Raw genomic sequence first — 25,165 nt, 5'->3', positions numbered from 1 at the left:
CCCCGTTACAGCACCACGCGGTACTGCACGAAGCCGGAGCGCGTCGCGACCTTGTCGTAGAGCTTCATCGCGTCGGTGTTGGTTTCGTGGGTCAGCCAGTAGAGCCGTGAGGCACGGGCGGCCTCGGCTTCGGTACGGACATGCGCGATCAGGGCGCGGCCGGCGCCGGTGCCGCGCACGTCCTCGTCAACATAGAGGTCCTGCAGGTAGCAGTAGGGGCCGTCGGTCCAGGTCGAGCGATGGTAGATCCAGTGAACCATGCCGATCGCCCGCGCGCCCTGCCATGCGAGGCAAGCCCACATCGGCTCGGCAGGATCATGCAACCGCGCCCATGTGAGATCGCTTACGCCCGCGAGGATCTCGACCTTGTAGAAGCGCTGGTAGCCTTGCCACAGGCGGTCCCACGCGGCGCGGTCCGCGCCGGTGGGAGGCCTGAGCACGAAGTCCACCACGCGCGGACGCCCTCAGGCCGCGACAATCGCCGCCTTGTGGATCACGCCCGGCTTTGCCGGCGGCTCGCCCTTCGGCAGCGCGTCGACATGTTCCATGCCGCTCTCGACCACGCCCCACACGGTGTACTGCTTGTCGAGGAAGCGCGCATCGTCGAAGCAGATGAAGAACTGGCTGTTGGCGGAGTGCGGATAGCTGGTGCGGGCCATCGAGCAGACGCCGCGCACGTGCGGCTCGGCATTGAATTCGGCCTTGAGGTCGGGCTTCGACGAGCCGCCCATGCCGGTGCCCTGCGGGCAGCCGCCCTGCGCCATGAAGCCGGGGATCACGCGGTGGAACTTGATACCGTCGTAGAAGCCTTCGCCGACCAGTTCCTTGATGCGCTCGACATGGCCGGGCGCCAGATCGGGCCGCAGCTTGATCACCACATCGCCGCCATCGAGCGTGAGAACCAGTTTTTCATCCGACATCGTCTGCAAATCCTCTGATTGATCGGCCCCGCATATAAGCTCTTGCCCGCTAATGTATACCTCTAGAGGTTGCTTTTGCGCGGCCCATGCGTATCGCCTCACGCCATGGCGCGCGATGAAGACCTGCACGACTCCGTCCTGACGGATGCCGTCTCCGTGATCACGGAGCAGGAACCCGCGCGCAACGCCGACAGCCTCGACGACGAGGACAACACGCTGCGCCCCTCGTTCATCCGCCGGGTGACCGAGGCGCTCGATGAAGACGATCAGGAGACCGTCTACAACCTCGTCGAACCGCTCCACCCCGCCGACGTCGCCGACCTGTTCGAGCTGATCGGGCCCGACTACCGCGCCCCCCTCGCCCGCGCCATCAACGACCTGCTCGGCTCCGAAGTCATCGCCGAGCTCAACGATTACGTCCGCGACGACCTCGTCGAGGAGCTCGATCCCGATGAAGTCGCCGAGCTTGCCGGCGAGATGGAGACCGACGACGCCGTCGCGCTGATCCAGGACCTCGACGAGGAAGACCAGCAGGCCGTCCTCGCCGAGATGGAGCCGGAAGACCGCGCCGCCATCGAAAGCGCGCTCGCCTATCCGGAGGACTCCGCCGGCCGCATCATGAGCCGCGACGTGATCGCGGTGCCCGAGCACATGACCGTCGGCGATCTCATCGACTACATGCGCGAGGAGCAGGACCTCGCGACCGAGTTCTGGGAAGTCTTCATCGTCGATCCCAAGCACCGGCCAATCGGCACCTGCGCGCTCTCGTGGATCCTGCGCACCCCGCGCTCCATCGCGCTGACCGACGTGATGAAGCGCGACCAGACGCTGATCCCGGTGGCGATGGACCAGGAAGAAGTCGCGCTGCGCTTCCAGAAATACGCGCTGATTTCCGCCGCCGTCGTCGATGAAAGCGGGCGGCTGGTCGGCCAGATCACCGTGGACGACGTGGTCCACATCATCCAGGAAGAAGCGAGCGAGGACATCCTGCGCCTGTCCGGTGCGGGCGACGGCGACATCAACGAGCCGATCCACCTCACCGTGCGGACCCGCCTGTCGTGGCTGGTGGTCAATCTCGGCACCGCGATCATCGCCTCGTCGGTGGTCGGCATGTTCCAGGGCGCGATTGCCAAGCTGGCGTTGCTCGCCGTGCTGATGCCGATCGTCTCGGGCATGGGCGGCAATGCGGGGACGCAGACGCTGGCGGTGGTGGTCCGCGCCATCGCCACCAACCAGCTGACCAGTTCCAACACCATCCGCATGATCCTGCGCGAATTGCGCATCGCGCTCGCCAACGGCATTTCACTCGGCGCGCTGATCGGGACGGGCACCTGGGTGCTGTTCCAGAACCCGCTGCTGGGCGCGGTGATCGGCTCGGCGATGGTGATCAACAACCTTGTCGCGGGGCTGGCCGGAATCATGGTGCCCGTCACGCTGGACCGGCTGAAAGTCGATCCAGCCGTCTCCTCCGCCGTATTCGTGACGATGGCGACCGACGTGATGGGCTTCTTCTCCTTCCTCGGCCTCGCCGTGCTGAGCGGGCTAGCCTGACAGACACATGCCACTCCACATGACCAAGGTCGCCTATGGGGCAACATCGTTCGAAGACCTCCACGGCTGGTTCCGGACACGCGGCGACAAGGCGCGGCTGACCACGCGTTACCTGCCCAAGCGGCACGAGGAGATGATCGGCGGCTCGCTCTACTGGATCTTCAAGCACCAGCTGGTGGCGCGCAGCGAGATCCTTGGCTTCGAGGAAGCCGAAGGTGGACGGACCAACATCGTGATTTCCACGAAACTGATCGACGTCCACCCCAAGCCCAAGCGCGCGCATCAGGGCTGGCGCTATCTGGAAGAGGCCGACGCGCCCGCCGACCTCGCGGATGGCGAAAGCGCCGAAGTGCTGCCGCCGAGTCTGGCGGGGGAATTGGCCAAGCTGGGGCTGGCCTGAACCCGGTTGAAGACGGATTCGCATCCCGGGGATGCGGGGCAAGGTTGACACGGTTGACACAGTCCAGAGCAAAAACTGTCAGCCCCAGCCACGCGACATGCAGCAGGATCAGAAGCGGCAGATTTGCGTGGGTTGATGAGAACATTTAATGAACATAGCGCAGGTCGGTTGCTGTAGGACAGCGGATAATAAATAACAGACGCGTCTGTTATTTATTGGGTGGCGAGCGTGGCGTTGTGGCCGCTCTGGATCCCCGCCTTCGCGGGGATGACGAAGGTATGGAGGATGGGACGAAGGCGTGGACGAATGGGGCGAACGTCTAGAGGAATGGAAAGCTGGGCCGCCCGGTTTGGCGTTCAACAATAAGTCTGATAAATCAGCCTTCGAGACCATCGCTTGGAGAGGACCAGCCGGATGACCTTCGACCGCCGCACTGCCATGGGGATCGGAGCCGCCGGTCTTGCCTCGTTCGCCCTGCCCGCTTTCGCTGCGCCCGCAGGCTCGCGCTTTCAGGTCAAGGGCAACGACTTCCTGCTCGACGGCAAGCCGCTGCAAATCCTTGCGGGCGAGATGCACTATCCGCGCATCCCCCGCGCACTGTGGCGGGACCGGCTGCGCAAGATGCGGGCGCTGGGGCTCAATACGCTGAGCGCGTACATGTTCTGGAACATCCACGAACAGGTGCCGGGCACGTTCGATTTTGCGGACAATCTCGATGTCGCGGCGTGGGTGCGAATGGCGCAGGAGGAAGGGCTGCACGTGCTTCTGCGGCCCGGCCCCTATGTCTGCGCGGAATGGGATGGCGGCGGGCTGCCCGCGTGGCTGCTGCCCGATGCATCTGCGCCGGTGCGGTCTGCCGATCCAAGCTTCATGAAGCCCACCGCGCGCTGGCTGAAGCGGCTGGGCGAGGAACTGGCGCCGCTGCAGATCGACCGCGGCGGGCCGATCATCATGACGCAGACCGAGAACGAATATGGCGCGTTCGGCAGCGACCAGCGTTATCTGAAGGCGCTGGTGGACGCGACGCGCTCGGCCGGGTTTACGGGCCAGCTCTATACCGTCGATGGCGCATCGGTGATGGAGAAGGGATCGATCCCCGGCATTCCATCAGGGATCAACTTCGGCACGTTCACGCCCGGCGAGGCCGAGAAGGCGTTCAAGGAGCGTGCGGACAAGGGCTTTGGCGGACCAGCGTTCTGCTCGGAGTTCTGGGCGGGCTGGTTCAATCACTGGCACGAGACGCAGGCGACGACGACCACCGAGAACGTGATCGCCAACCTCAAGTGGATGCTGGACCGCAAGATGTCGGTGAGCTTCTACATGTTCCACGGCGGCACCTCGTTCGGGACCTGGGCGGGCGCCAATCTCGATGTGGAGAAGAATGTCTACGAGCCTGATATCTCGAGCTACGACTACGACGCGCTGCTGGATGAGGCGGGACGGCCGACCGCGAAGTATGCGGCGGTGCGCAAGTTGCTGGCGGATTATCTGCCCGCAGACAGCTTCCGCGAACTGCCTGCGCCGGAGAAGGCGCTGACCGTTGCGCCCTTTGCGCTGGGCGAAGTCGCACCGCTGGCGCAATTGCTGGGCCCGGCGCAAGTGGCGCATGATCCCCAGACGCTCGAAGGCTGCGGGCGCGCGGCGGGGATGCTGCTCTATCGGCACCGGCTGGCGCAGGCTGCCAAGGGCCAGCTGACCCTCACCGAAGTGCGCGATCTGGCGCTGGTGAGCGTGGACGGCAAGCCCGCCGCGACGCTCGACCGCCGCCGGGGGGACAAGGGCTTTGCCATCGACGCACCGGCGGGGGCGGTGATCGAAGTGCTGGTCGATGCGATGGGCCATGCGAACTATGGCATGGGCGTCGGCAAGGACCAGAAGGGGCTGCTCGGCCCGATCACCGTGGACGGCGCGCCGCTGAAGGGGTGGGAACACCGCCCGGTGCTGCTGGAGGATGCGGCCAAGCTGACCTTCACCGCGCGGCGCGGCGGGGAGACGGGGCCGGCGTTCTATCGCGGCACGTTCACCACGAGCGAGCCGGGCTTCACCTTTCTCGACCTGCGCGGCTGGGGCAAAGGCTACGTCTGGGTGAACGGGCGCAATCTGGGGCGGTACTGGTCCGCCGGGCCGCAGCGGGGCGTGTTCGTCCCCGCGCCGTGGCTGAAGGTGGGCGCGAACGAGGTGGTGGTGCTGGACCTGTTCGGGCCGACCGAGACGGTGCTTTCGGGGCGGGGGGAGATGGTTTGGGATCGGGTGGGGGTGTGATGCGGGATCAAACGTAAATAAACTGGGGATTTAGTGAAGTGACCGTACAATTGCCCGATCCCAAACTCTGGCATAACGACGCCGGTTACACTATGAGGCCGTGTGTTTTGTGGTCAAAGACCGGGGTGTGATCGCTTGCTACAGCGCGTGCAACATCTTGCGTCATGGTGATTTGGGGCGATCATGGCAGAAATCACGCTGAGCTATACTGGCAACCTTACAGACAACAACACGATTGACCTTTACGATGCAGCGCGAGCCCTAGTTGGCTTTCAAAGATCACTTGCTCTGACGACACATTTGCTGCTGAATGGCGAGATAATTACACAAGCGCCGTCACTTCAAGGCGCCAAGATAATCACAACGCCACCTGAGGAGGGAAGTTGGAAGGTAACAGCTACCATTCTTGTCGGCATTTGGACCGTCGGCACAGCACCAAAAGATAGTGTTTTTGGCCACCTACTATATTCCGCTTACGATCTTGTTGTAAAAGAAACGCTAGGATTTCATGTCGATTTTAGTAAAAGTTTAGGACAGCAACACGAAGAATATCTTGCCTCAAAAAAGATAACGAAAGAAAAGATGGACAGCTTGGTGGAAAAAACCGAGGCAGCCATCTCCGATATGCATCGACCTATTGTCGGCAACCGAACCGCGACATCAGCCAAGTTGATTGCCTATCCCGACAAAAAGAAACCAATTCAATTAGGTCCTGAACTAACAGAGATATCGTATCAATACATTTCCCACACTGTGAAATCCCCAAAACCATCGCAGGTGGTCGGGGTTGTATCAAGTTATAACTCCAATACCTTCAAAGGGAGAATTTATTCTTTCGATGAAAAACGACCCATCCCATTTGAGCTGGAAGCTAATGCAAGGAACCGTGATTCTATAAATCTCATTACAGCCAGCCTTAGATCAAATGCGGTAAATCGTTCATCGACAGATGAAATAAGTGTTTCAGCGATTCCTATTATGCTGACCTGCCACAGGTTGGAGAGTGCTACCGGCAGGTTAAAAGGTCTGGTCGTGACAGCGGTTTCTCCTACCAACTGAAATCTTTTTTGGCAGAGACTAGGGTTGCAGCAGCATAAATCACTTTGCTCAAACCAACCCCTCCGTCAGCGCTTCGCGCTGCCACCTCCCCATTTGTGCTGCGCAAAAATGGAGAGGAACGGGATGCAAGGGCGATGGCCCTTGCCCGTCCTTCGACAAGCTCAGGATGAGCGAGAGGCCCCTTACCCCTACCCCGCCGCCAGCGCCGCTTCCTTCGCCACCACCCGCCGCAGCATGTTGGCGTAGGTCGCCGGGTCCTGCGCGCCGGGGATCATGTATTTGCCGTTAATGATCATCGCGGGGACGCCGCTGATGTTCCAGTCCCAGGCTTGCTGCTCGCCGGCTTCGACGATGGCGTCGATCTCGGGGTCGGTGAGCGCGGCGGCGGCTTCGGTGCGGGAGAGGCCGACGGAGGCGGCGATGTCGGTCAGCACGGCGGGGTCGTTCATGCGGCGGCGCTGCTGGAAGTGGGCGTCGAAGAGGGCGCGCTTGAGTTTGACCTGCATGTCCGCGCCGTGTTCGCGCAGGGTGTGGACGAGGAGGCGGTGGGCGAGGCGCGTGTTCCACATCATCGCGGGGGGCGGATCGCCTTCCCCGGTGTAGGCGAAGGAATAGCCGGCGGCTTCGGCGGCCTGCGCCATGCGGCCGCGGGCTTCGGCAGCTTGGTCAGGCGTGCGGCCATATTTGCGCTGGATGTGGGCGGCGCTTTCCTCGCCCTGTTCGGGCATGTCGCGATTGAGTTCGAAGGGGTGGAAGCGGATGGTGGCGGTGACTTCGCCTGCCATGCCCTCCAGCGCCTTTTCGAGCTGGTTGTGGCCGATGACGCACCATGGGCACATGACATCGGACCAGATATCGACGGTGACTTGTGCAGGCTGGCTCATTGCTCGATCCACCATTTCAGGAGGTGATGGGCCACCGCGAAAGGCGGCGGGGCGATGAAGGCGCCGTCCTCGGCGCCGGTTTTCAGGGCTTCCATCGCGTAGACCACTTCGTCGCGGGTGAACCAGCGCGCGTCGTCGAGTTCGGTCTTGTCGATGGTGATGGCGGGATCATCGGCGTGGGCGTGGCAGCCGATCATCAGCGAGGAGGGGAACGGCCAGGGCTGGCAGGCGACATACTGGACATCGCGCACGCGCACGCCCGCTTCCTCGAAGACCTCACGGGCCACGGCTTCCTCGATCGATTCGCCCGGTTCGACGAAGCCTGCGAGTGCGGAGTAGCGCTTGGGGGGGAAGCGGGGCTGGCGGCCGAGGAGGAGCTGGCCCTCCCATTCGACCGACATGATGGTGACGGGATCGACGCGGGGGAAATGCTCGGCCTTGCAATCCATGTTGACGCACTTGCGCTGCCAGCCGCCCTTGCCGAGCTTGGTGGCATAGCCGCAGCGCGCGCAGAAGCGGTGGCGGGCGTGCCAATCGACGAGCGCGCGGGCGCCGCCGTAGGTCGCGAGATCGCCGGCGGGGAGCGAGGCCATCGCGCCCCAGAGGCGGGGGGTGGCGGGGCCGGGGTTGCCCTTGTTGGCGGGGGAGACGGGGGCGAAGCAGGCGCGGCCGCTCTCGTCGAGGCCGAGGAAGACGAGTTCGTCGTGCTCGCCCGCATCGGCGAGGGTGCCCCAGACGAGTGTGCCATCGTCGCCGATCACCGGATCGAGGCCGTCGAGCCGGAGCAGGCGCGCGCGCCAGTTCATGAGGTCGGCGAGCTTGTCCGCGTCGGCGCGGATGTGGTCGGCGCGGTCGAGGACGGCGCCGGTGAAGGAAATCGGGGGATCGGGACGATAGAGCATGGGGTTCAGGCCGCCTTCTTCATGGCCGAGATATCGGTGAGGACCGACTTGGGGAACTCCTCGTTTATGGGCAGGCCCGAGGAGGGCATGTACTGCACGAAGAGGCCCGCGCGCAGGCCGATCCGCGTGTTGACGAAGCCGACGGTGCCCGCGGCGCCCGACCAGCCATAGGTGCCCGCATCGGCGCCGAGGCCGACGCGGCCGCCAGCGCCGAAGCCGGCGCCTTCGATCCAGGTGCCGGCAGTGGGCACGGCGGCGGGGAGCAAATTGCTGGTGCCGAGGCGGACGGCGGCCTCGCTCATCAGGCGGGTTCCGCCGATCATGCCGCCGCCCGCGAGCATCATCAGGAAGCGGTCGTAATCGCGCGGGGAACTGACGAGGCCCGCGCCGCCGAACGCGAAGGCCGGCGGATCGAGATAGGCCGAGGTGGCGGCGGGATCGAGCGGATCGGCCTTGCCATCGTGGAGGTAGTAGTTGGTGGTGAGGCGCGAGACTTGCGTCGGGCTGACTTGCCAGCCGGTGCTCGCCATGCCGCAGGGGCCGAACAGGCGCTCGGCGAGGAACACATCAAAGCTCTTGCCCGAGACGACTTCGATCAGGCGGCCGAGGAGATCGAGGCTGACCGAGTAGCTGAATGTCGTGCCGGGTTCGTAGACGAGCGGCATTTCGGCGAGCTTGTCGGCAAATTCGGCAAGGCTGGGGACGGTTTTGACCGTGCCGAGGACCGGGATGGCCGAGCGGCTGACGCGCGCGGGGACGAGGCCGGCATCCTCGTAGGCCTCCTTGATCGGGCCCTTCTGGATGATCGTGTAGCCGAGGCCCGCGGTGTGGGTGAGGAGGTGGCGCAGGGTGATCGCGGTCTGCGCGGGCTTGAGGTCGGTGATCGAGCCATCGGGCGTCACCTGCACCTGCATCTTCGCGAACTTGGGGAGGAAATCGCTGATCGGCTGGTCGAGCCCGATCTTCCCTTCATCCACCAGCATCATCGCGGCCATGCCGGTGACCGGCTTGGTCATCGAATAGATGCGGTAGAGGCTGTCGAGATCGACGGGCACGTCGGAATCGAACGCGAGCGTGCCACGCGCGATCTGCGCCGGGGCTTCGCTCCCAAAGCCGATCGCGGCGACGGCGCCTGCCAGTTTGCCCGAGGCGACGTATTCGTACACGAGGTTGGTCACGGTGGGGTAAAGCTGCTCGGCGGCGGGCTGGGCCATGAGCCGCCCGGGCAGGAGGGACGATCCAGCGAGGCCCGCACCGAGCCAGCCTGCAGACCGCAGCAGGGAACGCCGGGAAAGCAGAAGCGTCTGATCTGGCATGATCTACCTGTGAGCAAGCGCCAGGCGCGCGGCCTTGGCAAAAACGGTGGGCAGCCCCGCGGCCTCGATCCCCTCGACCGGCCAGAACTCTCCCGGCGGCAGAGTAGCGCAATCGGCGCCTGCGCAAAGCATCATTTGCAGTTCGAGATCGAAATGCGTGAAACCATGGCGGACCACGCCTGCCGGGCGCCAATTGCCGGGTATGGGCGGGTTGCCATGCCCATCCGCGCGGGCGGACCAGCCATCATCGGGCAGCGCGCGCATCCCGCCGAGCATGCCCTTGCCTTCACGCTGGACAAGGAGCACCGCGCCCTCGCGCTCGATCCAGAAGGCGGTGCCGGTACGGGTGGGCTTGGCCTTCTTGGCGGCCTTGACCGGATAGGCCTCCGCCGTGCCGGCGGCGCGAGCGGCGCAGTGCTGTGACAGCGGACAGAGCAGGCAGCGCGGGGATTTCACCGTGCAGATCGAGGAGCCGAGGTCCATCATCGCCTGCGCGAAATCGCCGGAGCGGGCATCGGGCGTGATCGTGTCCGTCGCTGCGCGGATCGCGGTGCGCCCGCCGGGGAGCGGTTCAGCAATCGCGAAGAGCCGCGAGACGACGCGCTCGACATTGGCGTCGACGACGACGGCGCGCTCTCCGAAGGCAATCGCGGCGACGGCGGCGGCAGTGTAGGCGCCAAGGCCGGGAAGCTCCCGCAGGCCCGCTTCGGTGCGCGGGAAACCGCCTCGCCGGGCCACTTCACGGGCGCAGGCGAGCAGATTGCGGGCGCGGGCGTAGTAGCCGAGCCCGGCCCATGCGGCCATGACATCGGCGTCCTCGGCAGCGGCAAGCGCCTCCACCGTGGGCCAGAGATCGAGGAACCTGGCGTAGTAGGCGCGCACCGCCGCGACGGTGGTCTGCTGAAGCATGACTTCGGAGAGCCAGACGCGGTAGGGATCGGGCGCGGGTTCGCCGGGCAAGGCGCGCCACGGCAGGCGCCTTGCGTTGAGGTCGTACCAGGCCAAAAGCGCTTCGGGCAGCGCCGCCGCGACGGCGCCCTCATCCCCGATCCGACCATCCCCGATCTGAACTGTCTCGCCACTGGCCTGCATGGCGCGGCTATGGCATGGCGGCGCGGACAATGGAACGCGATCCCACCTCCCCTCCCAAAAGCGCCAAGGCGCCTGCCGGTGCGCGCGCCTATGAGCGACCGCGCGGCGGGGAGGCGCGCGCGATTGCCGACCTGATGCCCGCGATCGGGCGCACCGCATTCCGCCGCTTCGGCTTCGTGCAAAGCTCGGTCGTCTCGCGCTGGGGCGAGATCGTTGGCCCTGCGCATGCTCGCCATTGCGCGCCGGAATCGATCCGTTTTCCGCCCGGCGAAAAGTCGGACGGCATTCTGCAGCTTGTGGTCACCCCGGCCCACGCCCCGCTGATCCAGCACGTGATCCCGGAGATTATGGAGCGGGTGAACCAGTTCTTCGGCTACCGCGCCGTTGCGCGCGTGAAGCTGCGGCAAGGTGAGGTTCAGCCGCCCGCCGCCAGTGATGCGCAGCGTCCGCTCCGCGCCGCCCCGCCCTCGCTCAAGCCGATTCCGATGGAACTTGGCGACAGCCTGCGCGATATCGGCGACCCGGAACTGCGGACAGTGCTGGAATCGCTGGCGCGTAGCTTGGGTGAAGTGAACGGGAAGCAAGACTGACGATGCGCAACCTGATGAAGACGTTTGGCCTGCTGCTTGCCGCGCTGTGCGGTGCGATGCTGCTGACCGCGGCGAGCAAACCCGCGCCGAAACCGGCGCCGCCGAAGGCCAACTGGGCCGGAATGGTCACGCGCACGCCGATCGACAGCCATATTGTCGGCAATCCCAATGCGCCGGTGAAGCTGGTCGAATACATCAGCTATACCTGCCCGCATTGCGCGCATTTCGAACAGGAATCGGATGCCCAGCTGCGCATCGGCTTCATTGCCACCGGCAAGGGCTCGATCGAGGTGCGCAGCTATGTGCGCGACGGGATCGACCTCACCGTCGCGCTGCTCACGCATTGCGGGCCGCCATCCAAGTTCTTCGCCAATCACAGCACCTTCCTGCGCCACCAGACGACGTGGATGGCCCCGATCGCCAGCCTGACCGACGGGCAGAAGGCGCGCTGGTCGAGCCCCGATTTCGCCACCCGCACCCGCGCCATCGCCGGCGACCTCGGCCTTTATGCGCTGATGGAGGCGCGCGGCTATGGCCGGCCCGAGGTCGATCGCTGCCTTGCCGACAAGGCGCTGGCCGAGCGGCTCGCCCAGCACACCAAGGAAGCGACCGAGAAGGACTTCGTGAGCGGCACGCCGAGCTTCCTGCTTAACGGCGTGCCGCTGAGCGGGACCTATTCGTGGGACGCGCTCAAGCCGCAGATCGAGGCGCGGCTGCGCTGAACGCGCGATAATCCACGGGCCGCTGCTGGCGGCCCTTCAATCCCGCCGGCCAATCGGCTAGCAATGATCCGCCTCAAGTCTTTCACGAGCGAAGCGAACCCAGACTCCATGCAGACCAAGCTGTTCACCCCCGCCCGCCTGCTCCTTGCGCTGATCGCGCTGCCGCTGGCTCTCGGCCTGTCCGCATGCGGCAAGAAGGACGATGCCGCGGGTGCGGGTCCGGTTGGCGCGCCGCTGAATGCCGTGGCGCCGCCGGCGGGCAAGGCCTGGGCCGATGTCGTTTCGGTGACGCCCGAAGGCGGCTATGTGATGGGCAACCCCAATGCGCCGATCAAGGTCATCGAGTTCGGCTCGCTGACCTGCCCGCACTGCGCCGAGTTCGAGGAAAAGGGCTTCCCCCGCTTGCGCGACGAGTATGTCGCCAAGGGGACGGTGAGCTTCGAGTTCCGCAACTTCGTGCGCGATCCCTATGACACGACCATGGCGATGCTGACCCACTGCGGCACGCCCGAGAGCTTCTTCGCGCTGACCGAGCAGGTCTATTCGAACCAGAAGACGATCTTCGACCAGCTCCAGCCGATCGGTGCGCAGCTGCAGGCCGCCAATCTGCCGCAGGACAAGATCTTTTCCGCCATCGGCGAGCGCGGCGGGCTGATCGACTTCTTCGCGGCGCGCGGCATTGCCAAGGATCAGGCCGCGCAGTGCCTCGCCAACAGCGCGACCGCGACCAAGCTGGCGGACGCCACCTCCAAGGCCACCGATGCCTACAACGTGACCGGCACGCCGACCTTCCTCGTCAACGGCAAGAACGTGGAAGTGGCGACCTGGGATGCGCTCGAACCGATCCTGCAACAGGCCGGCGCACGTTGATCGAGGCGCGCTGACACACGCCATGCAACGCGGGGGCGGATAGCATGGCAGAGCGGGTGCCGATGCAGTTCACGCGGCTGAAGCTCTCCGGATTCAAGAGCTTCGTCGAGCCTGCCGAACTGCGCATCGAACCCGGGCTGACGGGGGTTGTCGGCCCCAACGGCTGCGGCAAGTCCAACCTGCTCGAGGCCATCCGCTGGGTTATGGGCGAAGGCTCGGCTAGGTCCTTGCGCGGCGGCGGGATGGAAGACGTGATCTTCGCCGGGACCGCGAGCCGGCCCGCGCGCGACTTTGCCGAAGTGATGCTTTCTGCCGAGACGGACCCCTCCGGGCCGTTTGGCGGCGAGCTGGAAGTGGTGCGCCGGATCGAGCGTGGTGCGGGCAGCGCCTACCGCGTCAATGGTCGCGACGTGCGGGCGAAAGACGTCGCGCTGGTGTTTGCCGATGCGGCGACTGGGGCGCACAGCCCAGCGCTGGTCAGCCAGGGGCGGATCGCGGCGGTGATCGCGGCGCGCCCGGCGGAGCGGCGCGCGATGCTGGAGGAAGCGGCGGGGATCGCCGGGCTCCACGTGCGGCGCAAGGATGCCGAGGCGAAGCTGCGCGCGACCGAGACCAATCTGGCGCGGCTCGACGATCTGATCGTGACGCTGGAAGCGCAAGTCGGCACGCTGCGGCGGCAGGCGCGGGCGGCGGAGCGCTACAAGCAGCTTTCGGAACGCATCCGGGTGGCCGAGGCGCGGCTGATCTTTGCGCGGTGGCGCGATGCGGCGGCGGCGGCGGACGCGGCGCGCTCAGCGGCGAGCAAGGCCGAGGAAGCGGTGAGCGCGGCGCAGGGCGCGGCTCGCAGCGCGCAGGAGGCCCAGCACGCCGCGGCTGCTGCGCAAAGCGCGGCGCGCGATGCGCTGTTTGATCGGCGGCAGGACGCGGCGGACCAGGGCCAGCGGATCGCGGCGCTGACCGCACAGGCAGAGGCGGCGGCGCAGCGGCTGGCCGACATCGATCGCCAAATCCGCCGCATCGAGGCCGAACGCAGCGAGGCGGACCGGCTGACCACGGATGCCGCGACGGCGCTGACGCGGCTCGAGGCCGATCTGGCGGCTGCAGAAGCGGCGCTGGCGGAGCAGACGGCGGAGGGGCCGGGGCTGAAGGCGGCCGAGGCGGCGGCTGAGCAGGCAGCCCGGGCAGCCGAACTGGCGCTGGCGGCGATGGTGGCCGAGCAAGCCGGGGTCGAAGCGGAGTGGCGTGTGGCAGAGGCCGCGCTGACGGCGGCGCGGCAGCGGCTCGCAAGGCTCGATGGCGAGGATGCGCGGCTGGCGGCGACCGGGCGCGCGCTCGAGGCGGAGCCGGATCCGGCGCTGGCGATGGCCGCTGCCGAAGCGCGCCGGGCCGAGGCTGCCGCCAAGCTTTCCGAGATCGGCGAAGCGCGGGAGCGGCTGACGGGCGAGCGCGAGCGGCTGACAGCGACACGCGAAAGCCTTGCCGCCGCGCGTGAGGCGGCATCCTCGGAGCTGGCGGCAGCGCGGGCCGATCTGGTCGGGCTGGAGCGCGAGTTGACGGCGCTCGCCCGCGACAAGGCGGCGCGCGAGGCGGCCACGGCGCGCACCGGCAAGGGGCCGAGCGCGCTGGGCGCCGCACGCGCCGCGCCGGGCTATGAGCGGGCGCTGGCGGCGGTGCTGGGCCGCGATGCTGGCGCTCCGCTGGGGGCGGCGCCTGCGGGCGATGGCCGGTTCTGGACGGGGGCGGAGGCGCCTCCGGCTCGTGCCGATGCGCTGCTCCATCATGTGACGAAGTGCCCGCCGGAACTGGCCGCGCGTTTGGCGCTGGTGCGCGTGGCAGAGGCGGACGCGGGCGAGGCGCTGGCGCCGGGCGAATGGCTGGTAACGCGCGAGGGGCATCTCCGCCGTTGGGACGGATTTGTGGCGCGCGGCGAAGGCGGGGCGGAAGCCGCGATCCTCGCCGCCGAAAACCGTCTTGCCGAACTGGAAGCCGCGCTGCCCGAACGCCGCGCCGCTGCCGAAGCCGCCGAAGCCGCGAGCACTGCGGCGCAAGCCGAGCTGGCGGGTTTGCAGGCGGAGCTTGCCCGCTTGCAGAGCGAATTCGCCGCCAACGAGCGTGCACTCGCCGCAGCGTCCGATGCCGAGCGCAGCGCCTTGCGGGCACTCGATCAGGCCGAGGCGGCGCGCGCCCGGATTGCGGCGCGGCGCGAGGAACTGGACCGCTCGGCTGCCGATCTCGCCTCGCAGCGCCAATCCGCCGAAACCGATCTTGCCGAAGCCGAAGCCCGCCGCGCGGCGCTGCCCGATCCTGCCGTGGGCCGCGCCGGCGTGGAGGCCGAGCGCCATAAGAACGACCGCGCCCGCGCCGCCTATCAGGCCGCGATGGCGGCGGTGGCATCGCATGGGCAGGCGCTGGCGGTGGGCAAGGAGCGGCTGGTGGCGCTGCGCGGCGATATCCGCGGCTGGCAGGCGCGCGCCGGGGACGCCGCGCGGCGGCTCGCGGCGATGGCGGGGCAGGTGGAGGATCTGACTCAGGAGCGCAATGTCGTCGCCGCCAAGCCCCCTGCCCTCGCCCGCGATCTGGAGGAAGCCGAGGCCTTGCGGGTGCGCTATGCCGCAGCGCTGGCCGAGGCCGAGACCACACTGGCGCGCACCGAGACCGAGGCGCGCAATGCCGAGACCGCGCTGGCTGCGGCCAACGAAGCGCTCGCCAGCGCGCGCGAGGCTCGTGCTGCACTGGGCGCCAAGGCCGAGAACGAGGACCAGCGCAGGCAGGAAATGGCCGGGATCGCCGGCGAGCGGTTCCAGTGTCCGCCGCCGCTGCTGCCCGAACGCATCGGCTTTCCCGGCAGCGATGTTTCTGCCGCGCCCGAGGAATCCGCCGCGCATGACCGCCTGATCGCCGACCGCGAGCGGCTGGGGCCGGTCAACCTCGTCGCCGCGACCGAGCTGACCGAAGCCGAAGCCCAGCACACCGCCATCGTCACCGAGCAGGCGGAACTGACCGAGGCGATCAACCGCCTGCGCGGCTCGATCGGCGCCTTGAACCGAGAGGGGCGCGAGCGGCTGCGGGCGGCGTTCGAGGCAGTCGACGCGCACTTCCGGCGCCTGTTCGCGCGGCTTTTCGGCGGCGGCGAAGCGCATCTGGCGCTGGTCGACAGCGACGATCCGCTGGAGGCCGGGCTCGAGATCTTCGCCCAGCCGCCGGGCAAGCGCCTGCAGTCGCTTACGCTGCTTTCCGGCGGCGAGCAGGCGCTGACCGCTGTCGCGCTGATCTTCGCGCTGTTCCTCACCAACCCCGCGCCGATCTGCGTGCTGGACGAAGTCGATGCGCCGCTCGACGATGCCAATATCGAGCGCTTCTGCGACCTGCTCGACGCGATGGCGGCGGAGACAACCACCCGCTACCTGATCGTGACGCACAATGCGGTGACGATGAGCCGCATGCACCGCCTGTTCGGCGTGACGATGGTGGAGCGCGGCGTCTCCCGGCTGGTCAGCGTCGATCTCGGCGGGGCGGAGAGCCTTCTGGCGAGTGCCGGGGCTTGACAATTTTTGTAGTTACTTTATTTAGAACCTCGTCGATGATTAGTCAGCCCTTCGACGCTCAGTCTTGGCAGGACGTGTCGCAGATGGGTTGACCATGGAAATCACTTACGACGAAGCCAAGCGGCTTCTGACCCTCGAAATGCGCGGACTCGATTTCGCAGAAGCCGGGCAGATTTTCGATGGAACCGAGTTTACTTGGCTCGACGATCGGGCCGACTACGGTGAGGATAGGTACAACACGTTCGGTTCACTGGACGGCCGTCTTGTGGCGGTCACCTGGACCATTCGCGACGGAACGCGCCGCATCATTTCGATGAGAAAAGCCAATGAGCGAGAACAAGCCCGATATCGAAGAGCGCTGGACTGATCCGGACGATGCGCCCGAGTGGACGGATGAACACTTCCGCCACGCGCAGCTTTCAATCGGCGGCAAGGTCGTCCGCGAGGCTATTGGCACGTGGACCCGTCCCGGCCGCCCCGTGTCCGAAAACCCCAAGAAGCAGGTAACCTTGCGGCTCGATCCCGATGTGGTCGAAAAGTTCCGCGCCACCGGCAAGGGCTGGCAATCGCGGATCAACGCGGAACTGCGCAAAGCACTAGGGATCTAATCCAGCACGAACCGCGGCCCCGGCCCCCCAGCGGCGGCGCGGTCTTCCTTGTTGTAGAGCTGGCAGCGGTCGAGGCTGAGGCAGCCGCAGCCGATGCATTCGTCGAGCTTGTTGCGCGTGCGGGTGAGCAGCTGGATGCGCGTGTCGATCTCGCTGCGCAGGGAGCGGCTGATGCGCTGCCAGTCGAGCACGGTGGGCGTCCGGCCATGGGGGAGCGCGGCCATCTCGCGCTCGATCTCGGCGAGACCCAGCCCGAGGCGCTGGGCGATCAGGATGAAGCTGAGGCGGCGGATATCGGAGCGGAGGAAGCGGCGCTGGTTGCCGTCGGTGCGCACAGAGGCGATCAGACCGCGATCCTCGTAGTAGCGGATGGCGGAGACAGCGAGCCCGGTGCGCTGTGCGAGCACCCCGATCGGCACCAGATCGTTGCGGCCCTTGGCCGGTTTGGCAAGCATCGCGACCCCTCGCAAAATTCCCTTGACCTCAAGTCAGCTTGAGGTTGCATAAGGGATAGCGCGTAAATATTCCAGAATGGAGTAATCAAAAATGGCTATGCCCGCCGCGCGCCTCGAGCACGTCAATATCCGCGTCAGCGACCCCGACCGCACTGCTGCTTTTCTTGCCCGACTATGCGGTTGGCATGAGCGCTGGCGCGGGCCGTCGGCCCTTGGCGGGTGGACCATCCATCTCGGCGCAAACACTGACTATATCGCGCTTTATCAAGGGGATGAGCCGATCCCTGGCACGTTCGCCAAGGGCCAGCCGCTGCAGCATATCGGCCTTGTGGTGGACGATCTGGATGCGGCGGAGCGGGTCGTGATCGCTGAAGGACTGGTGCCGTTCAACCACGCGGACTACGAGCCGGGCCGCCGGTTCTATGTCTTCGATTGGGACGGCATCGAGTGGGAACTTGTCAGCTACAGCTGACTGGCGGCGCCGATGACGAAGCAGGCAGCGGCCATCAGCGCGCCCGCGAATCGGTTTGACCGGAACCGCGCGAGCGCGCTGAGGCCATCTGCGGTATCGAGCGTAAGGGCTTGCCAGGCGAAGTGCAGCGCGGCCGGGAGCAGCGCCACCAGCGCGACCGGATCGGGCCGCACCAGCCAGACCGCCCCCGCCCAGCAGGCAATCGCCATGGTGTAGAGCGTGATAACGCCGGTGCGGACATGCTTGCCGAACGACAGCGCGGAGGAGCCGATGCCGACCATGGCGTCGTCCTCGCGGTCCTGCAGCGCGTAGATCGTGTCATAGGCCATGCACCAGGCCCAGCACCCGGCATAGAGCGCAGCCAGCGGGGCAAGGCGGTCAAAGCCGGTGACCTCGATCCATCCCACGGGGGCGCCCCAGGTGAAGACAAGGCCGAGCCACGCCTGCGGCCAGCCGGTGATGCGCTTCATGAAGGGATACGCCGCGACAAGGCCGAGGCTGCCAAGCGCCACGAGCTGCGCCTGCCAGCGCAATTGCAGCAGAACGATGAGGCCAACGCCACAGAGCGCCAACAGCCAGACCCACGCCACCTTCTTCGAGATCGCCCCGCTGGCGATGGGCCGCGCTGCCGTCCGCGCGACGCGGGCATCGAGATCGGCATCGACGATATCGTTGTAGACACAGCCCGCCCCGCGCATCGCGATGGAGCCGAGCAGCAGCCACAGCACCATGCCCCAGCGCCCGGTGCCCCCGGCAAGGAACAGCCCCCACGCGCAGGGCCAGAACAGCAGCCACCAGCCGATGGGTCGATCGAACCGGGCGATGAGCGCGAGATCACGCAAGGTGGGCGGGAGCACGGTGAGCACGCCGCGGTACTCGCTGTCGGGCACGATCTGCGGCGTTGTCGTCATTTGCGCTGCATAGCCCCGGCGGCGGCAATCGGCTAGAGCCGCAGACATGGTTGCAACTCCCGCCTGGCCGCCAAAGTCCGCGCCCCGCCTGTTTGTCCCCGGTCCGCTGGCTGAGGGGACGTCAGTCTCGCTGGAAGGCGGGCAAGCGCATTATCTGGGCAAGGTCATGCGCGCGGGGCCGGGCGACGCGGTGATCCTGTGTGATGACAAGACGGGCGAGTGGCTGGCGGAAGTGAGTGCGGCGGCGAAGCGGGATGTCACGCTTTCGGTCGTCCGGCGGCTGCGCGGGCGCGAGGCGGTGCCGGACTTCTGGCTCTGCGCGGCGCTGATCAAGAAGGACCGGTTTGATCTGGTGCTGGAAAAGGCGACCGAGCTGGGGGTCGCGGCGGTGCGCCCGGTGCTGACGCGGCGCTGCGTGGCGGACAAGCTCAATCCGGAGCGGGCGCGGGCGATTGTCACCGAAGCGGCGGAACAATGCGCGCGCACGGCGCTGCCGGGGTTGGCCGAGCCGGTTAAGCTGGACGCGTTACTGCGCGACTGGCCGGAGGAACGGCGGCTCTACTTTGCCGATGAGGAAGGCGGTGCGCCGGCATCCGAGGCCTTTGCCGCGCATGACGGGCCTGCTGCGCTGCTGGTCGGGCCGGAGGGCGGCTTCGACGATGCCGAGCGGGCGGCGATCCGCGCACATCCGGCGGCGGTGGCGATCACGCTTGGGCCCCGTATCCTGCGTGCAGAAACCGCCGCTATTGCCGGAACTGTGCTGTGGATGGGCATGCGCGGGGATTGGAACGCTGCGGCAACTTGAGTGTTTTCGGCTGGCGCGCCGCCGCTCGGGACACTAACGCGATTCCATGAGCACGAGACAAGTTTCGAATCGCAACGATCCCGTCATCGAGAGCCGCGCGCAGCTCATCGAGCCGATGGCCAAGGGCGAAAAGCCGCGCGAAGCTTGGCGGATCGGCACCGAGCACGAGAAGTTCGTCTATCGCACCAAGGACCGCGCCGCGCCTTCGTACAGCGAGCCGGGCGGGATCCGCGACCTGCTGCTGGCGCTGCGGGACTATGGCTGGGAAACGATCGAGGAAGACAGCGACACCGGCCCCAACGTGATCGCGATGAGCGGCACGGACGGCGCGGTGAGCCTCGAGCCGGCGGGCCAGCTCGAGCTTTCGGGCGCGCCGCTGGAGAACCTGCACCAGACTTGCGCCGAAACCGGCCGCCACCTCGCGCAGGTCAAGACCATCGGCGACAAGCTGGGCCTTGCCTACCTCGGCATGGGGCTGTGGCCCGACAAGACGCGCGAAGAGCTGCCGATCATGCCCAAGGGCCGGTACGACATCATGCTGCGGCACATGCCGCGCGTGGGCACGATGGGCCTAGACATGATGCTGCGCACTTGCACCATCCAGACCAATCTCGACTATTCGAGCGAGGCGGACATGGTGCAGAAGTTCCGCGTTTCGCTGGCGCTGCAGCCGCTCGCCACCGCGCTGTTCGCCAATTCGCCGTTCCTCGAAGGCAAGCCCAACGGCTACCTTTCCTATCGCAGCCACATCTGGACCGACACCGATCCGGCGCGCACGGGCATGCTCTCGTTCGTGTTCGACGAGGGCTTCGGCTACGAACGCTATGTCGACTACATGCTCGACGTGCCGATGTATTTCGTGTTCCGGAACGGGCGCTATATCGATGCGGCGGGTCAGTCGTTCCGCGACTTTCTGGAGGGCAAGCTGCCCGCGCTGCCGGGCGAAAAGCCGACGCGTTCGGACTGGATCGACCACCTTTCGACCGCGTTTCCCGAAGTGCGGCTCAAGAGCTTCCTTGAAATGCGCGGCGCGGATGGCGGCCCGTGGAGCCGGATCTGCGCGTTGCCGGCGCTTTGGGTGGGGCTGCTCTATGACCAGACTGCGCTCAATGCGGCGTGGGACCTCGTGAAGGGCTGGGACATGGACGGGCGCGAACGCTTGCGCGCCGAAGTCCCCAAGCTGGGGCTTGATGCGCCGCTGCCCGATTCATTCAGAGGGGGTGGCGGCAAGCTGCGGGATATTGCGGCCGAGGTTCTCGCCATCGCGCGCGGCGGGCTGGCTGCGCGGGGCAAGCTCAACGACGCAGGCGACAACGAGACCGGGTACCTCCATCCGCTCGACGAGATCGTGAGCACGGGAAAGACGCCGGCGGAGCGGCTGCTGGAGCTCTATCGCGGGCCATGGGGCGGCAAGGTTGATCCGATCTACGAGGCCAAGAGCTTCTGACGGAGCGAGGGAGAGGAGAACGACCATGATCATCGTGATGGGCAAGCTGCGGATCGATGCCGCCGCAATCGAGGCCGCGCTGCCGGCGGCACGGAAGGTTGTCGCGGCGACGCAGCAGGAAGAAGGCTGCCTGCAGTACGACTATTCCCGCGATATCAGCGATCCGGAAGTGTTCCACATCACCGAGCGCTGGACGAGCCGCGAGGCGCTGGGCGCGCATCTCAAGACGCCGCACGTGGCGGAGTGGATCGGGGTGCTTTCAGGGCTCACGATGAAGGAGCGCCACATCAAGCTCTACGATACCGACGAAGGCGAGGACCTTTGATCGTCGTGATGGGGACGTTCCGGGTCGCGCCGGAGCATATCGAGGCGCTGCTGCCATTGGCCCGCAAGGTGGCAGAGGCGACGCGGGCGGAAGAGGGCTGCATCCAGTATGGCTATGCGCAGGATATCGATGATCCGGCGCTGTTTCACGTCGCCGAGCGCTGGACCGACCGCGCGGCGCTGATGGCGCATGCGAAGTCCGCGCATATGGCCGAGTGGGTGGCTGCGCGCGCCGGGCTCGGGTTTCATGATCGGGTGATCCGCCTCTATGAGACGGACGAGGGCGAGGCGATTTAGCGCGGTACGCCAAACCCCAATTCCGTTCGTCCCGAGCGAAGTCGAGGGATCTTGGCCGAGCGTAGCCGAGGCCTCCCGCTTGGTTGGTTCTCGGCTTCGCTCGAACGGCCCCCTCGACTACGCTCGGGGCGAACGGGTTTGTTGCCGATGATCTTCTACTCCGCCGGGTGCACCGCGCCGATGGCGGGTGGCTCGACGCGCGGGCGACCGCGCGTGAGCAGGCGGCCGATGCGGTTGAGGGTGCCGGTCACGAGGCCATGCTCGGCCATCCATGCGTGGTATTCGCGGTACTTGGCGTCTTCCGCCAGCAAGTGCGCTTCCTCGGTCTTGGCGCGCCAGAAATAGACCGCGCTGACGAGGCCGAGCACAACCGTGTTGCGGATGGCGTCGACCATCGAATGCGTGGTGGTGAGCCAGGGCAGGGTCGATATCCACCAGAACGCGTTCTTGGAGAGGTAGGCCGGGTGCCGGGTGAAAGCATAGGGCCCGTTGGTCAGGACGCCGCGATAGGTGAGGTTGGAGAAGCGCAGGCCGAACGCGACCGTGGCCCAGGCGTAGATGCCCGTCAGTAGCACCATGGCCACCACCCAGATCCATTCGAGCACCGGCATGCCCTGCAGCCAGAAGGTCCATTCGGCGCCGTTGGTGCGATAGTCGAGCACGCCGCCGCTGCCCATCAGGATAAACGGCGGATAGCAGATCAGCGCCGCGACCCAGCCGCCGAGGAACGGGTTGGCGCTGCGGATCTGCGCATCGAGCGGCTTCATCGTGAGGAGATAGCCGACCATGGCGATCTGCACGTCGACGAGGAACATCGTCTCGATGAGAGCATTGCCGAGTGCCAGCGGATCGCCGAGCATGGCGGCATAGTTCATCTGGACTACCCCGCCGAAGCCGCCGGGGATGATCGAGAACATGAAGGCGCAGAAGAAGCCCTTCACCGCCCATGCGCGCAAGTGGTGGGCGACTTCGGCCTTGTCGTAAGTCTCGCGCCCGATCAGCATCGCGCCGAAGTGCCACGAGGCATCGCGCGGATTGACCAGCACGCGGTCGAGCCAGAGCACATAGGGGATCGCGCCCAGGAACAGCAGCGGAGCGAGGCCGGAGATCACGTCCATCGCGAAGAGGTACTGCCCGCGCCAGTACCAGCGGCAGAGGCAATAGACGAAGCCGACGAGCGACCATGTCGCCCAGAGGCCCGCGATCTTGGTGATCGAGACATCGACCACATCGCGCAGCGGGCGCGGGTTGCTCCAGTCGATCCCGGTCGAGGCCCGCAAATGGACTTTGTCGACCATGAGCGACCACGCGACCATGGGGAGACCGGAAAACACCATGGCCGCCAGCGCCGCGTTGGGACCGGCGAGCGGCTCGTGCGGACCCGGCAAGGCGAGCGCATCGGCGATCCCGGCCCAGTTGCGGCAGAGGATCACCCACAGCGCAAGGCCGACGAGGCCGGACAGGCCGACTCCGGCGGAAACATCGCTGGCAGGTCTGGCAGGGCGCACGCTCATGGCCTCCGGGGTTAACGGGGACCTATGAGAAAATCGTTTATGCGCCGGCAAGAACCGGCGGCAGCGCACTCATTTGAACGCGTTGATGTGCCCGCTGTCGTCGAGAACGTAGAGCACGCCGCCCGCGACGACCGGCGCCAGCGTGACCGGCGCGCCGAGCTTGGCCTTGCGCTTCGCTGTGCCGTCGGTGACCGATGCCGCGAAAAGCTCGCCTTCCGAATTCGCCATCCACAGCTGATCGCCCGCCAGCACCGGGCCGGTCCAGAAAATCTTGCCCTTCTTCTTCTTGACGCTGCGATAGGGCTTCATCTGCGAGATCCAGCGCACTTTGCCGGTGGCCTTGGCGATGCACAGCAGCTTCGCCTCGTCGGTCAGCGTGAAGATCCAGTCGCCCGCGACCGCCGGGGTGGAGATGCCCGCAAGGTTGAGTTCCCACACGCGCTGGCCGGTGACGAGTTCATAGGCGGCCATGCGCCCGCCCTGGCCGAGCGCATAGACGCGGCCGCGCTCGATGATCGGATCGGCGTCGATGTCGGTCAGCGTCGAAACCGAAGTCGCGATGCTGGTGCGTGCGAGAGCGTCCGACCACAACTGGCGGCCGTTTTCATAGCGGTAGGCGACGAGTTCGCCCGAGCTGTAGCCCGCGACGATGGTGCCCTGCCCGGCTGCCGCTGCTGCCACGCCGAACACGCCGGTCTGCGCGACGGAGCCGGATTCGGTCCACAGCTGAGAGCCGTCAGAGATGTTGAGCGCGACGATCTGGTTGTCCTGCGTCATCACATAGACGCCGCCGAACGCGATGGTCGGGCTGCCGCGCAACGGACCTGCGGGCTTGACGCGCCACAGCACCTTGCCGTCCGCCGCATCGACCGCCGCAACCTCGCCGAGACCGGTGGTGATGAAGACCTTGCCATCGCTGTATGCCGCGCCGCCGCCGAACACGGATGCTGTCGCCACGGGCAGGCGGAAGGCATCCTCCCACGCCTGACGCCCGGTGGCCGCGTCGAAGGCGTGGACCAGGCCTTCGGTATCCATGACGAAAAGCCGGCCGCCGCCGACCACCGGCGCTGCCGCAAGGCGCTGCTTGGGGCTGGAGCCGGCGATGCGGGAAGTCCAGAGCTTGCGCGGCTGCTGCGAGAGCACGAGGTGGCCATAGGATTTGGATGCGGTGCCGCCCGCCTGCTCCCAATCGGGATTGGCCTCGGCGAGCGGCAGCACGACGTCGAGCACCGACATGCCCTCGTCGACCTTCATGCCCGACTCGATCTTCGAGAGGATCGGGATGCGCACGCCCACGGTGGGGGTCGACTTGGGCTTGCTCTTGGTGATGCCGCAGCCGCCGAGCGCCAGCGCGACGACGACCATGGCAGAAACGGCGGCGTGCCGGATCATTTTGGCTCCGGTCATATCCTCAAATCCCATTATTGTGCTTCGCTGCCATTCGCTGCGGCAGCCGGGTTTTCCACGGCATCGACGCCAAGCTGCCCGGCAAGCTGGCGGGTGCGCCGGCGCAGCGTATCGGGAACGGCCTTGTCCTTGGCAATCGAAGCCAGCAGCGCGCCTGCCAGCTCGGTCTTGTTCTGCTTGAGATAGGCCATCGCGACGAGTTCACCCGCGCTGCCGAACCATGGCTTGCCCGGCACCGCGAGCGGCTTGAGCCGGTCGATCACGGTCTGCGGCGCCAGCTTGTCGAAATTGGTCGAAACCTCGCGCACCGTGGCGAGATCGCGGTAGGGGCCGGGCAGCGCGCTGTCGGCGGAGACGGCGGCGAACAACTTCGCGGCATCAGCAGGCTTGCCGGCCTGCTCAGCTATGCCCGCCTCGGTGATCTGCACCGCGGCGCGGTAGCCGGGGTTGCCGCTCTTGGCGAGCGGATCCATGCCCGACTTCGCGGTCTGGTTGCGGCCCGCCTGCAGCGCATCGAGCGCGGTGACGAAGGTCTCGCTCTGCTGGTCGCGCAGGCTGGCCTGATGATCGTTGTACCACAGCCAGCCGCCCAGCCCGACAAGGCCGCCGATCACGAGCGCAAGGATGGGCCGGCCACGGGTGAACAGCAGCTTGCGGAGCTGATCTTCGCGCAGGGCATCATCAACCTCACGCAGGAAGGTTTCCTGTGCGGCCGCATCCTTGCTGTTTGCTGGGGTGGTGCCGGATGGGCTGTTCGGAGTGAGAGCCAAGACTGCGCTTTCAGGTCGCTGGTTAACGAATGCGGCTGTTTA

General features: G+C 66.5%; 26 protein-coding genes. 15 read left to right on the top strand and 11 right to left on the bottom strand.

What is annotated here, in order from left to right; all coding sequences use genetic code 11:
* Positions 1-5: 5 nt before the first annotated feature.
* Positions 6-440: a GNAT family N-acetyltransferase gene (locus NDB2M1_RS08640; protein ID WP_253185819.1), complete on the bottom strand. Its 435-nt coding sequence runs from the start codon at positions 438-440 to the stop codon at positions 6-8.
* Between the two features lie 24 nt (positions 441-464).
* Positions 465-920, bottom strand: coding sequence for a peptidylprolyl isomerase (locus NDB2M1_RS08635; protein ID WP_072381364.1), 456 nt, complete (start codon positions 918-920; stop codon positions 465-467).
* A 105-nt stretch (positions 921-1,025) separates the two neighbouring features.
* On the opposite strand from NDB2M1_RS08635, the gene mgtE reads away from it, so the two are divergent.
* The 4 genes from mgtE to NDB2M1_RS08615 all read left to right on the top strand — a co-directional run bounded on the left by mgtE (position 1,026) and on the right by NDB2M1_RS08615 (position 6,192).
* Positions 1,026-2,471: a magnesium transporter gene (gene mgtE, locus NDB2M1_RS08630; protein ID WP_083554740.1), complete on the top strand. Its 1,446-nt coding sequence runs from the start codon at positions 1,026-1,028 to the stop codon at positions 2,469-2,471.
* A gap of 7 nt (positions 2,472-2,478) precedes the next feature.
* Positions 2,479-2,871 carry a DUF1489 family protein gene (locus NDB2M1_RS08625; protein ID WP_072381362.1) on the top strand — a complete coding sequence of 131 codons (393 nt, stop codon included), beginning with the start codon at positions 2,479-2,481 and terminating at the stop codon, positions 2,869-2,871.
* 414 nt (positions 2,872-3,285) lie between these two features.
* The gene (locus tag NDB2M1_RS08620) at positions 3,286-5,133 is read left to right on the top strand and encodes a glycoside hydrolase family 35 protein (RefSeq protein ID WP_072381360.1); all 1,848 of its coding nucleotides are present in this window, start codon (positions 3,286-3,288) and stop codon (positions 5,131-5,133) included.
* A 183-nt stretch (positions 5,134-5,316) separates the two neighbouring features.
* A complete protein-coding gene (locus tag NDB2M1_RS08615; protein WP_072381358.1) occupies positions 5,317-6,192 on the top strand; it encodes a DUF7946 domain-containing protein in 876 nt (291 codons plus the stop codon).
* A gap of 188 nt (positions 6,193-6,380) precedes the next feature.
* Here NDB2M1_RS08615 and NDB2M1_RS08610 read toward each other — a convergent pair whose 3' ends face one another.
* From NDB2M1_RS08610 to NDB2M1_RS08595, 4 genes are read right to left on the bottom strand one after another with little or no spacing between them, the layout of a single operon-like run.
* Positions 6,381-7,076 (bottom strand): DsbA family oxidoreductase, encoded by a 696-nt coding sequence (locus NDB2M1_RS08610; RefSeq protein ID WP_072381356.1) that lies wholly within the window; start codon positions 7,074-7,076, stop codon positions 6,381-6,383.
* Positions 7,073-7,978 carry an NAD(+) diphosphatase gene (gene nudC, locus NDB2M1_RS08605; protein ID WP_072381354.1) on the bottom strand — a complete coding sequence of 302 codons (906 nt, stop codon included), beginning with the start codon at positions 7,976-7,978 and terminating at the stop codon, positions 7,073-7,075. Before nudC ends, NDB2M1_RS08610 begins: the two co-directional genes overlap by 4 nt.
* A 5-nt stretch (positions 7,979-7,983) precedes the next feature.
* Entirely contained in the window at positions 7,984-9,294 is a 1,311-nt protein-coding gene (locus tag NDB2M1_RS08600; protein ID WP_072381352.1) for a serine hydrolase domain-containing protein, read from the bottom strand.
* 3 nt (positions 9,295-9,297) lie between these two features.
* Positions 9,298-10,386 carry an A/G-specific adenine glycosylase gene (locus NDB2M1_RS08595; protein ID WP_083554739.1) on the bottom strand — a complete coding sequence of 363 codons (1,089 nt, stop codon included), beginning with the start codon at positions 10,384-10,386 and terminating at the stop codon, positions 9,298-9,300.
* A gap of 29 nt (positions 10,387-10,415) precedes the next feature.
* Between NDB2M1_RS08595 and NDB2M1_RS08590 the strand changes: the two genes are divergently transcribed.
* The 6 genes from NDB2M1_RS08590 (at position 10,416) to NDB2M1_RS08565 (ending at position 16,721) form a co-directional block, all read left to right on the top strand.
* Positions 10,416-10,976, top strand: a complete 561-nt coding sequence (locus NDB2M1_RS08590) for a DUF721 domain-containing protein (protein ID WP_072381350.1) — start codon at positions 10,416-10,418, stop codon at positions 10,974-10,976.
* Positions 10,977-10,990: 14 nt separating this feature from the next.
* The gene (locus NDB2M1_RS08585; protein WP_253185818.1) at positions 10,991-11,698 is read left to right on the top strand and encodes a thioredoxin domain-containing protein; all 708 of its coding nucleotides are present in this window, start codon (positions 10,991-10,993) and stop codon (positions 11,696-11,698) included.
* A gap of 108 nt (positions 11,699-11,806) precedes the next feature.
* Entirely contained in the window at positions 11,807-12,568 is a 762-nt protein-coding gene (locus tag NDB2M1_RS08580; protein ID WP_072381734.1) for a thioredoxin domain-containing protein, read from the top strand.
* A 62-nt stretch (positions 12,569-12,630) separates the two neighbouring features.
* Positions 12,631-16,113 (top strand): chromosome segregation SMC family protein, encoded by a 3,483-nt coding sequence (locus NDB2M1_RS08575; RefSeq protein WP_072381732.1) that lies wholly within the window; start codon positions 12,631-12,633, stop codon positions 16,111-16,113.
* A gap of 94 nt (positions 16,114-16,207) precedes the next feature.
* A complete protein-coding gene (locus NDB2M1_RS08570; protein ID WP_072381345.1) occupies positions 16,208-16,480 on the top strand; it encodes a BrnT family toxin in 273 nt (90 codons plus the stop codon).
* Positions 16,440-16,721 (top strand): BrnA antitoxin family protein, encoded by a 282-nt coding sequence (locus NDB2M1_RS08565; protein ID WP_072381343.1) that lies wholly within the window; start codon positions 16,440-16,442, stop codon positions 16,719-16,721. The genes NDB2M1_RS08570 and NDB2M1_RS08565 overlap by 41 nt, the downstream gene beginning before the upstream one ends.
* Here the strand turns inward: NDB2M1_RS08565 and soxR are convergent.
* Positions 16,718-17,176, bottom strand: a complete 459-nt coding sequence (gene soxR, locus NDB2M1_RS08560; protein WP_072381341.1) for a redox-sensitive transcriptional activator SoxR — start codon at positions 17,174-17,176, stop codon at positions 16,718-16,720. The two genes, NDB2M1_RS08565 and soxR, sit on opposite strands and share 4 nt — an antisense overlap.
* Positions 17,177-17,273: 97 nt before the next feature.
* Here soxR and NDB2M1_RS08555 point away from each other — a divergent pair, with 97 nt between their 5' ends.
* Entirely contained in the window at positions 17,274-17,648 is a 375-nt protein-coding gene (locus tag NDB2M1_RS08555; RefSeq protein ID WP_072381338.1) for a VOC family protein, read from the top strand.
* Here NDB2M1_RS08555 and ubiA read toward each other — a convergent pair.
* Positions 17,639-18,607 (bottom strand): 4-hydroxybenzoate octaprenyltransferase, encoded by a 969-nt coding sequence (gene ubiA / locus NDB2M1_RS08550; protein ID WP_072381336.1) that lies wholly within the window; start codon positions 18,605-18,607, stop codon positions 17,639-17,641. The two genes, NDB2M1_RS08555 and ubiA, sit on opposite strands and share 10 nt — an antisense overlap.
* On the opposite strand from ubiA, the gene NDB2M1_RS08545 reads away from it, so the two are divergent.
* From NDB2M1_RS08545 to NDB2M1_RS08530, 4 genes are read left to right on the top strand one after another with little or no spacing between them, the layout of a single operon-like run.
* Positions 18,606-19,364 (top strand): 16S rRNA (uracil(1498)-N(3))-methyltransferase, encoded by a 759-nt coding sequence (locus NDB2M1_RS08545; RefSeq protein ID WP_072381334.1) that lies wholly within the window; start codon positions 18,606-18,608, stop codon positions 19,362-19,364. The genes ubiA and NDB2M1_RS08545 overlap by 2 nt on opposite strands.
* Positions 19,365-19,410: 46 nt before the next feature.
* Positions 19,411-20,811, top strand: coding sequence for a glutamate--cysteine ligase (locus tag NDB2M1_RS08540; protein WP_072381332.1), 1,401 nt, complete (start codon positions 19,411-19,413; stop codon positions 20,809-20,811).
* 25 nt (positions 20,812-20,836) lie between these two features.
* Positions 20,837-21,136, top strand: coding sequence for a putative quinol monooxygenase (locus tag NDB2M1_RS08535; protein ID WP_072381330.1), 300 nt, complete (start codon positions 20,837-20,839; stop codon positions 21,134-21,136).
* A gap of 5 nt (positions 21,137-21,141) precedes the next feature.
* Positions 21,142-21,432: a putative quinol monooxygenase gene (locus NDB2M1_RS08530; protein WP_231625009.1), complete on the top strand. Its 291-nt coding sequence runs from the start codon at positions 21,142-21,144 to the stop codon at positions 21,430-21,432.
* Between the two features lie 155 nt (positions 21,433-21,587).
* Here NDB2M1_RS08530 and NDB2M1_RS08525 read toward each other — a convergent pair whose 3' ends face one another.
* From NDB2M1_RS08525 to NDB2M1_RS08515, 3 genes are all read right to left on the bottom strand, one after another.
* Positions 21,588-22,946, bottom strand: a complete 1,359-nt coding sequence (locus NDB2M1_RS08525; RefSeq protein WP_072381328.1) for a methyltransferase family protein — start codon at positions 22,944-22,946, stop codon at positions 21,588-21,590.
* 69 nt (positions 22,947-23,015) lie between these two features.
* A complete protein-coding gene (locus tag NDB2M1_RS08520; protein ID WP_072381730.1) occupies positions 23,016-24,353 on the bottom strand; it encodes an outer membrane protein assembly factor BamB family protein in 1,338 nt (445 codons plus the stop codon).
* A 14-nt stretch (positions 24,354-24,367) separates the two neighbouring features.
* Positions 24,368-25,123, bottom strand: coding sequence for a tetratricopeptide repeat protein (locus NDB2M1_RS08515; protein WP_072381326.1), 756 nt, complete (start codon positions 25,121-25,123; stop codon positions 24,368-24,370).
* Between the last annotated feature and the right edge of the window lie 42 nt (positions 25,124-25,165).

The sequence above is a fragment of the Novosphingobium sp. NDB2Meth1 genome (assembly GCF_900117425.1).
Classification (GTDB): Bacteria; Pseudomonadota; Alphaproteobacteria; order Sphingomonadales; family Sphingomonadaceae; genus Novosphingobium.
Note: the sequence above shows the minus strand (reverse complement) of the source record. Positions and strands in the feature narration are given on the sequence as shown.

Coding starts and splice junctions, on each gene's coding strand:
- NDB2M1_RS08635 (WP_072381364.1), bottom strand. CDS start 920: ATGTCGGATGAAAAACTGGTTCTCACGCTCGATGGCGGCGATGTGGTG.
- mgtE (WP_083554740.1), top strand. CDS start 1,026: ATGGCGCGCGATGAAGACCTGCACGACTCCGTCCTGACGGATGCCGTC.
- NDB2M1_RS08625 (WP_072381362.1), top strand. CDS start 2,479: ATGCCACTCCACATGACCAAGGTCGCCTATGGGGCAACATCGTTCGAA.
- NDB2M1_RS08620 (WP_072381360.1), top strand. CDS start 3,286: ATGACCTTCGACCGCCGCACTGCCATGGGGATCGGAGCCGCCGGTCTT.
- NDB2M1_RS08615 (WP_072381358.1), top strand. CDS start 5,317: ATGGCAGAAATCACGCTGAGCTATACTGGCAACCTTACAGACAACAAC.
- NDB2M1_RS08610 (WP_072381356.1), bottom strand. CDS start 7,076: ATGAGCCAGCCTGCACAAGTCACCGTCGATATCTGGTCCGATGTCATG.
- nudC (WP_072381354.1), bottom strand. CDS start 7,978: ATGCTCTATCGTCCCGATCCCCCGATTTCCTTCACCGGCGCCGTCCTC.
- NDB2M1_RS08600 (WP_072381352.1), bottom strand. CDS start 9,294: ATGCCAGATCAGACGCTTCTGCTTTCCCGGCGTTCCCTGCTGCGGTCT.
- NDB2M1_RS08595 (WP_083554739.1), bottom strand. CDS start 10,386: ATGCAGGCCAGTGGCGAGACAGTTCAGATCGGGGATGGTCGGATCGGG.
- NDB2M1_RS08590 (WP_072381350.1), top strand. CDS start 10,416: ATGGAACGCGATCCCACCTCCCCTCCCAAAAGCGCCAAGGCGCCTGCC.
- NDB2M1_RS08585 (WP_253185818.1), top strand. CDS start 10,991: ATGAAGACGTTTGGCCTGCTGCTTGCCGCGCTGTGCGGTGCGATGCTG.
- NDB2M1_RS08580 (WP_072381734.1), top strand. CDS start 11,807: ATGCAGACCAAGCTGTTCACCCCCGCCCGCCTGCTCCTTGCGCTGATC.
- NDB2M1_RS08575 (WP_072381732.1), top strand. CDS start 12,631: ATGCAGTTCACGCGGCTGAAGCTCTCCGGATTCAAGAGCTTCGTCGAG.
- NDB2M1_RS08570 (WP_072381345.1), top strand. CDS start 16,208: ATGGAAATCACTTACGACGAAGCCAAGCGGCTTCTGACCCTCGAAATG.
- NDB2M1_RS08565 (WP_072381343.1), top strand. CDS start 16,440: ATGAGCGAGAACAAGCCCGATATCGAAGAGCGCTGGACTGATCCGGAC.
- soxR (WP_072381341.1), bottom strand. CDS start 17,176: ATGCTTGCCAAACCGGCCAAGGGCCGCAACGATCTGGTGCCGATCGGG.
- NDB2M1_RS08555 (WP_072381338.1), top strand. CDS start 17,274: ATGCCCGCCGCGCGCCTCGAGCACGTCAATATCCGCGTCAGCGACCCC.
- NDB2M1_RS08545 (WP_072381334.1), top strand. CDS start 18,606: ATGGTTGCAACTCCCGCCTGGCCGCCAAAGTCCGCGCCCCGCCTGTTT.
- ubiA (WP_072381336.1), bottom strand. CDS start 18,607: ATGTCTGCGGCTCTAGCCGATTGCCGCCGCCGGGGCTATGCAGCGCAA.
- NDB2M1_RS08540 (WP_072381332.1), top strand. CDS start 19,411: ATGAGCACGAGACAAGTTTCGAATCGCAACGATCCCGTCATCGAGAGC.
- NDB2M1_RS08535 (WP_072381330.1), top strand. CDS start 20,837: ATGATCATCGTGATGGGCAAGCTGCGGATCGATGCCGCCGCAATCGAG.
- NDB2M1_RS08525 (WP_072381328.1), bottom strand. CDS start 22,946: ATGAGCGTGCGCCCTGCCAGACCTGCCAGCGATGTTTCCGCCGGAGTC.
- NDB2M1_RS08520 (WP_072381730.1), bottom strand. CDS start 24,353: ATGACCGGAGCCAAAATGATCCGGCACGCCGCCGTTTCTGCCATGGTC.